Origin of the sequence: Noviherbaspirillum sp. ST9 (assembly GCF_048799745.1) — a bacterium.
Classification (GTDB): domain Bacteria; phylum Pseudomonadota; class Gammaproteobacteria; order Burkholderiales; family Burkholderiaceae_D; genus Noviherbaspirillum.
In genome coordinates, this window is sequence record NZ_JBLWFR010000012.1 from 92995 (window position 1) to 100977 (window position 7983).

Here is a 7983-nt window from a genome sequence, read left to right on the forward strand (position 1 = left end):
TTTATGACCTGAATCAAAGTAGTGCGGAATGACACGTCAAGTGGCCTTTCGGCTGCTCCACGCAGTTCTATAATTTTCCTTAGGGAAATTTAAGTTTGTAGATGGAGTCTGAAATGAACGTCACGACTGAATTCAAGCGCGACTATGCCGCAGCACTGCGCAACATGCACCTCAATGAATCGGAAGTTGAACGGTATACCGAAAAACTGGCATCCACCGAAGGGATGGCGCCCGACCTGCTGGCCGAAGCGCACTTCGAGCACATCGTCAGCGAGCGCAATGCCCGCGTCGAGAAGAAGGTACGCACCACGCTGCGCAACATGGTGTGCGGCGCCGGCATGGTCGTGCCGGTCACCGCGATCGCAGCCAGCGCGGCACTGTTCCTGTACCTGACCTAACAGCGCCCCTTCTTTGCCTGGCCGGGTGGGCAATGGTACCCACCCTGTCCACCGCCGCCGGTGATGACGACCGTGGCGGCGGGATATTCGGGCACGACCACGCAGCCCGGCAGGGCGAAGACGGCGGAAGCGATGACGAGGCAAAGCGATTTCATGGCAACGAAAGGCGGGATATGAGAACGCTTTCCAAGATAGTTACGCCGTTGCCACCGGTCAACCACGGTTATTGAAAGTTACACTTCTAAAGTAAGCGCCTTTCCAGTGTGCCGAGATATGTTCATTCGAGCGCACTGCTTTCCGTTGCGCAGCAATTCAAACGAACATCTTGAGATCCCGCATCGGAGGGCGACTTTCCGGTGAAAGTGATTGTTCATGCTTGCAGGCTAAACGTGAAGACAAATGCCTGCCGACTCTAGAGTGAGCGCACGATTATCAGCGCTCGCCCATACCTTGGACCGGAAGCGATGGAGAGTCAGAATTTCGCTGCATTTTCTCCTGTTTTCCGTCTTTAAGGTCTTCGTCCGCTCCCCGCCCAATTGTTTTTGCTTTCTTCATCATTTCAGACCAAAGCCCTAGCGGATTACTAACGCGTGCAGCATCGCCTATTAGATGGCTGTCAAGAAGCGTTGCGATATCTTTTTACCAAGAGCTGTGAACAACCCTGTGGAGAAGTGTGCATAAGCTGTGGATAACAATCCGAAAGGCAGCTACGCTAGGGATGGATAGACAATGAAAATTAGTCAAGATCAAGGCTCTATGAAGCTTTAGAAATATTGCTTGCTACATGTCCTTGCATAGGACATTAATACGGAGGAATGTCTTACAAGATTTAGTGTTATGAGCGCATGACAGCCTGCTTCGAGGACGTCCTTGTCGAAACCTTAGGTATATATCGCCGAGCACAATTAAAAACACATTCGGGGAAGTTCATGTCAATGCTGTTTGAGCGGTGTATAAGGCATGATTGCAGACGCACGTTTTTACTTGAGCGCTTCAGTTCTTGCTTTGCTGCGCCAGATGAAATTGGAAAGATACTGTGTCCGTACTGCGGCGCCAAATTTAAGGCCGATCCTCTCTTTGGATACCGATCCGAAAAACTCCCGCCGCAGATCGACGAGTGGCTTTCTCTCCTCAAATAGGATTTCCACTGAAGCTCACGTTCGCCGCTCCTTTCTATCTTTCTCCGTTCCCCTTACTAAACGTATCCAATCCCGCTCAACTTTTCCTGTCCTCGATGAAAAGGCGAGTCACAAACGATATTAGCAACACGTCTCTTTCTCCGGTATTTATGTGGTCTGTTGCTGGAATCCTCCTGCAGTCCTTTGAGGTACAAGGCATGACATTAAACGGTGTTGTTCGCGGCTGCCTGCAATGCAGCCAACGGTTTCTATGACGTGCGCCCGAGGCTGTTGATTTCAAACGAGCCCAAGTGAGTTGCGTGGACGGAAGTCCTCTTGGCCCTTCGATGCGCTCGCCGTGAGGATTTACGTCTTACACTTAACTCATGTCGATGCTTACAGTGCGCAGGGAAATTAACCGGCACGAAAATGCCAGTAACAGGAAGGCAGAGGCGCGGAGCCCGTAAACCAGAAAAGGGGTCAGACCTTTCGATCTGACCCCTTCGGTAATACTGGCGCGGCCGGCAGGAATCGAACCCACGACCCCTTGGTTCGTAGCCAAGTACTCTATCCAGCTGAGCTACGGCCGCGAAAAACGACATTATAGCACTGCTTTTCGGGAAAATGGAACCCCCCTCGTTGAACGGTGGAAAGTCGATCCAAAAAACGTACTTCCGGGCATCGACCTCGGCCACAATACGGACTTGAGCACCGGCGCCCGCCCGTCGTGTGCGGCCAACGTATACGTGAAAGAAGGCAAGACATGCTGCAACCGGAATGGCTCCCGATCGTCATGCAGGGCTCATTCAGCGAAATCTACGTCGTCGACTGCGACACGTTCCGCTTCGTGCATACCAACCAGACGGCGCGCAAGAACCTGCACTACACGGCCGCCGAACTGGCCGGCATGACGCCTCTCGACGTCGCTCGCAGTGTCTCCTTCGAAGTCCTCCAGAATATCCTAATGCCTTTGGGATGCGGGAAATCGAGCCGGGCGTCGCTTGACACCGTGCATACCCGCAAGGACGGCTCGACCTATCCCATTGAATTCCGACTGTTCTATTGCGGGTCGAAGGAGCCGGTCTACATCATGATCGGCAACGACATCAGCGCGCGGCATAACTCGGCAAAGGCACTGCGCCTGAGCGAAGCGCGCTTTCGTGCAATTGTCTCCAACACGCCAGGCCTGTTCTTCCAGATCCAGCAGCGGCCCGACGGCGCCCTTTCCTTTCCCTACCTGAGCGACGGCTGCCACGCCCTGCTCGGCATCGCGGCCGAACGCCTTCGTGCCGACTCCAGCCTGTTCCTGGACCTGATCCTGCCCGAGGACCGCCCCTCCTTCCTGAAATCCATGAACGAATCCGCGTCAGCCTGGAAAACCTGGAATTGGGACGGCCGTATCTGGGTCGACAAGTGGAAAGATGTCAAATGGATCAACCTGCGCTCCACACCCCGCGCCCTTCCCGGTGAAGGGGTGCAGTGGGAAGGCATCATGACCAATATCACCGAGAGCAAGCTGGAAGAGGAAGAAATCAAGCGCTCGCGTGCCCAGCTGGCCGAACTGTCCGCCCACGTCGAAACAGTCAAGGAAAAGGAGCGCATGCGCATCGCCCGCGAAATCCATGACGATGTCGGTGGGAACCTCACCGCGATCAAGATGGCGCTGGCGCTGGTCAAGAAACGCCTGCCGGCGGACGACGCCTCGCTGGCCGACAAGGCGGTCTATGTCGAATCGCTGGTGGACCGCACGATCGAGGCCATCCACCGGATCTCCGCCGACCTGCGTCCCGGCATCCTCGATTTCGGCATCGTGGCCGCCATCGACTGGCAGGCCAAGGAATTCGAAAAGCAGCTCGGCATCCCCTGCGAGTTCACGTCCAACAAAAAGGAAGTCGACCTCGACCCCGACCAGGCGACCGCCCTTTTTCGCATTTTTCAGGAAGCGCTTACCAATATCGGGAAACACGCGCAGGCCACCCGGGTCACGGTACGCCTCGCCCGGACCAACCGCAGCGTGCGCCTGGAAATCGCCGACAACGGGCGCGGCATCGAGGCTACAGAGCGGTTGAAGCCCAAATCCTTCGGCATTCGCGGCATGACAGAACGGGCCAACGCCTTGGGTGGGCAACTGTCCGTCAGCGCGATTCCGGGGGGAGGCACGGAAGTTGCTCTGCGGATACCTCTAATGGAATAACCACCTGACGACTTGCCATGATGACAGCAGCCCAAGAGACCATTCGCATCCTGATTGCCGACGACCACGCCATCGTGCGTGAAGGCCTGAAACAAATCCTCGCCGACACCAAGGACATGGTGGTTGCGGGCGACGCCGAAAACGGCAATGACGCCATCAAGCTTGCGCGCCGGGGCGACTCCGATGTCCTGCTGCTCGACATTTCCATGCCGGACAAGAGCGGCATCGAAGTCCTCAAGCAGGTCAAGAAGGAAACCCCGAAGATCGCCGTGCTCATGCTCTCCATGCACCGCGAGGACCAGTACGCGATCCGCTCCCTCAAGGCCGGCGCCTCCGGCTACCTAAACAAGCAGAGCGCGCCAGCCGAGCTGGTCGACGCCATCCGCCAGGTCGCCGCTGGCAAGAAATACATCAGCCCCGCCCTCGCCCAGGAACTGGCCAACCAGGTCGGCGACGAAAACCGCGAGACCCCGCCGCACGAAACCCTGTCCGACCGCGAATACCAGACGCTGGTCATGATCGCCTCCGGCAAGACCGTCAGCGACATCGCGAATGAACTCACCCTGTCGGTCAAAACCATCAGCATGTACCGCTCGCGCCTGTTGCAGAAGATGAAAATGCGCCACAACGCCGAGCTGACGCACTACGCGATCAAGAACCACCTGGTGGAGTAACCATTGATGCCCGCCCGGCGGCGCATGGGCGGGCATTAACAAAACCACCACGGCCGAGCGGGACAATTTCAAACTGTCTCTTCGCATCTTTCCTTTTCATTCATTCCCCCCTAAAGTACCGGGATTCCCGGCATAGACACTCTCGCCATCAGGCTTCCTGCGCGCCGGCCACGACTGCAAAGCAAGACAACTATGGAACAACAGAGTCCCGCCGACATCGCCCGAGAGGCTTTCAAGCGCCTTGCGGTAAGGCGCATCGCCCCGACGCCCGAGGCATACCGGGAAATCTATGAAGAGATCGCCGGAGCAAAGAGCCTGCCGGGCGCGGAAAAGGTTCTTGCCGATTTTGCAGCAGGCCTGGCCGACGTATCCGGCGAGGTAGGCCAAGTCGCCACGCATTTGCGCCGAGCGCTGGAAAAGCGCGACTGGGAGGCGTACGGGCGGGACCTGAATGAACTCGTCGACAAGCATCTCTTGGTGATGAGCGCGCCTGCGAAGAAGGCGCCCGTACCCGCTGCTGCCAAGCCCGCCTCCATTCCGTTGGTCGATCCGGTCGAGCCGGCGCAACCGCGCTCGATTTCCCTGGTCGACGATGTGCCTCCTCCGGTATTGAAATCACACGGCATTTCGCTTGTCGACGACACCCCGGCGCCGGCATCCAAGTCGCAGGATTTCTCGCTTGTCGACGATGCCCCGCTCCCCGCGGCCGTGAAGCCGGCGAAGGCGGACAAGTCGATCCTGCCGGTGGTCGGCGAAACACGCCAGATGCAGATGCTGCGCGACCTGCTCGTGCGCACCCTGACGCTGGCCGTCGGCTCGCTGCTGCGCGGCACCCCTGCCCTGGTCGAGGAGGCAGAACAGCTCGCCGTCATTATCGGCAATTCACATTCCGAGCAAGACCTCGCCGACGTCAGCAACCGCCTGAAGCAGATGTGCTTCAAGATCGAGCTGAAGGCCGAGGACATGGCCGAAGAACATGAGCTGCTGCTGCGCCTGTTCAAGCTCCTGCTCGAGAACGTCAGCGAACTGCTGGAAGACGACTCCTGGCTCAGCGGCCAGATCGCCAGCGTGATGGAGCTGCTGTCCGGCCCGATCAGCCACAGCGCACTGATGGACGCGACGCGCAGCCTGAAGGAAGTCATCTACAAGCAAAGCCTGCTCAAGCACAGCCTGACCGAAGCCAAGGCAACGGTGAAGAACATGATGGTGACCTTCATCGACCGCCTCGGTGCGGTGGCCGCCAGCACCAGCACGTATCACCAGAAAATGGACCAGTACGTCCACAAGATCAGTGACGCCAGGGGCATCCCCGAGCTGAACCGGATCCTGCAGGACGTCATGCAGGACACCAAGGTTGCGCAAACGGAGGCCCTGCGCTCGCGCGACGAAATGCTGGCCGCGAAGCAGGAAGTGCAAGACGCCGAGACCCGCATTCATGAACTGGAAGGAAAACTGGCGGAGCTGAGCGAACTGGTGCGCGAAGACCAACTGACGGGCAGCCTGAACCGGCGCGGCCTGGACGAGGTGTTCGAGCGCGAGGTGTCGCGCTCGGAACGGCGCAAGTCGTCCCTGTGCATCGCCATGCTCGACCTGGACGATTTCAAGAAACTCAACGACACGCACGGCCACACCGCCGGCGACCACGCGCTCATCCACCTGGTGAAGGTGGTCAAGGACACGCTGCGCACCATGGATGTCATTGCACGTTTCGGCGGCGAGGAATTCATGATCGTGCTGCCCGAAACGCCGCTGGAAGATGCCATCCAGACGGTGACGCGCGTCCAGCGCGAGCTGACCAAGCAGATTTTCATGTACAACAACCAGCGGCTGCTGATTACGTTCAGCGCCGGCGTGGCGCTGCATGCGCCGGGCGAAAGCCAGGAATCGATCATCAAGCGGGCGGACGAGGCCTTGTATAAGGCGAAGAAGGCGGGGAAGAACCGGGTCATCCCTGCAGAGTGACTGTCAGGTTGACTTGTACTCGGCAGCGTTCTGTGGTGATATCCGGGTACAAGTAAAGGGCGCGTATGTATTCTGCGGAGCCTGAATGGCAAAGGATTGCCGGAAGGGTGTACGCATAAGCAGGTACGAAGCGCCCGTACGCCGAATCCGAAGACCGTCTTCATGAAAAAACATCAACATCAGGTTGCCGTCCCTCCCCAGCTCCAGCTCGCAGTCCAACACCATCAAGCCGGCCGGCTCGCGGAGGCCGAAGCAATCTACCGGAAGTTTCCGAAGCACCCCGATGCAATCCACCTGCTCGGCGTGATCGCTTATCAATCCGGAAACCATACGGATGCAATTCAACTGATCCAGAAGGCAATCCGCCTCAATCCCGGAAACGCAACTTTCCACTGCAACCTGGGCCTGGCGTATCAGGCACTGCGGCAGCTTGAACAGGCGGCCAATGCATACCGCAAGGCGCTCTCGATCAACAAGAACTATCTCGACGCTCAGAACAACCTGGGAAGCGCCCTGTATGAGCTGGGCAAGTGGGAAGAAGCCATTCCCTGCTTCAGGAAGGTTATCGAACTGAACCCGCATTATCCCGAGGCCTACAAGAACATGGGCCAGGCGTTGCTGGATGCTGGTCAGCTTGACGAGGCCATCGCCTGCAGCCGGAAGGCGCTGGAACTGCGGCCTGATTTTGTTGAAGCGCACCTGAATCTGGGTGTAGCGTTGATGAGTCAGGGCAAATTCGATGAAGCCATCGCCTGCTATCAGAATGCCATCCGACTCAAGCCGGACTACGCGGAAGCATTCAACAATCTGGGCACTGCGCTGAAAGCGCAACCGCAAGAAGCGATTGCGTGTTTCGAGCGCGCGCTGGCAATCAAACCCGATTATCCCCATGCCCTGAACAACCTCGGGGCCGCATTGAAAGAGAAACCAGAAAAGGCGCTCTCGTATTTCAAGCGTGCAATCGAGTTGATGCCGGATTACGCCGAGGCGATCAACAATTGCGGAAATGCGCTCAAGGATCTCGGCCGCCTCGACGAGGCTCTCGTCTATGCGCGAAAGGCACTGGCACTTTCACCCGAACTTGCGGAGGCGCATAACTCCGAAGGCATCATCTTGCAACTGTCGGGCAGGCCGGAGGAAGCCGCAGCGAGCTTCCAGCGCGCGATCGCGCTCGATCCGGCTTACGATGATGCCTTCAATAGCCTGGGAGCCACCCTTCTGACACAGGGCAAGCTCGACGAGGCAATTGCGAGCTGCCGCCGCGCGCTCGAACTGAATCCCGATCTTGCCCGCGCCCAGAGCAACCTGTTTTTCTGCCTCAATTACCACCCCACGCTGACGGCTGAGGAAATCTACGTCGCATACCGGGAATGGAATGATCAGTATGCTTCCCGGTACCGGCCTGCCACACCGCCCAAGCCGGACAGTACGCCGAATCGCCGTCTGAGGATCGGGTATGTGTCGCCTGACTTCCGGAATCACGCGGTCATCCATTTTGCGGGGCCGCTGCTCGAACGGCACGACAAGTCGCGCTTCGAGGTGTTCTGCTACTACAACCACCACCTGCACGACGCCTGCACCGACCGCGTCATCGCCGCCGCCGACCACTGGGTCCCGTGCATGGCCATGTCCGACGA

6 protein-coding genes and 1 tRNA gene are annotated in these 7983 nt (G+C 58.1%); 5 read left to right on the forward strand and 2 right to left on the reverse strand.

What is annotated here, in order from left to right; genetic code table 11:
* Positions 1-113 precede the first annotated feature (113 nt).
* The gene (locus ACNOHI_RS22995) at positions 114-398 is read left to right on the forward strand and encodes a hypothetical protein (RefSeq protein ID WP_420477050.1); all 285 of its coding nucleotides are present in this window, start codon (positions 114-116) and stop codon (positions 396-398) included.
* Here the strand turns inward: ACNOHI_RS22995 and ACNOHI_RS23000 are convergent.
* A complete protein-coding gene (locus ACNOHI_RS23000) occupies positions 395-553 on the reverse strand; it encodes a hypothetical protein (RefSeq protein WP_420477051.1) in 159 nt (52 codons plus the stop codon). The genes ACNOHI_RS22995 and ACNOHI_RS23000 overlap by 4 nt on opposite strands.
* Positions 554-2029: 1476 nt before the next feature.
* A tRNA-Arg gene (locus tag ACNOHI_RS23005) sits at positions 2030-2106 on the reverse strand.
* A 173-nt stretch (positions 2107-2279) separates the two neighbouring features.
* On the opposite strand from ACNOHI_RS23005, the gene ACNOHI_RS23010 reads away from it, so the two are divergent.
* The 4 genes from ACNOHI_RS23010 to ACNOHI_RS23025 all read left to right on the forward strand — a co-directional run.
* Positions 2280-3710 (forward strand): PAS domain-containing sensor histidine kinase, encoded by a 1431-nt coding sequence (locus ACNOHI_RS23010; protein ID WP_420477052.1) that lies wholly within the window; start codon positions 2280-2282, stop codon positions 3708-3710.
* Between the two features lie 17 nt (positions 3711-3727).
* Positions 3728-4384: a response regulator gene (locus ACNOHI_RS23015; protein WP_420477053.1), complete on the forward strand. Its 657-nt coding sequence runs from the start codon at positions 3728-3730 to the stop codon at positions 4382-4384.
* A 192-nt stretch (positions 4385-4576) separates the two neighbouring features.
* Positions 4577-6346: a GGDEF domain-containing protein gene (locus tag ACNOHI_RS23020; RefSeq protein WP_420477054.1), complete on the forward strand. Its 1770-nt coding sequence runs from the start codon at positions 4577-4579 to the stop codon at positions 6344-6346.
* A 162-nt stretch (positions 6347-6508) separates the two neighbouring features.
* Positions 6509-7983 (forward strand): tetratricopeptide repeat protein (locus tag ACNOHI_RS23025; protein ID WP_420477055.1); only part of this gene is annotated, 1475 nt, incomplete at its 3' end.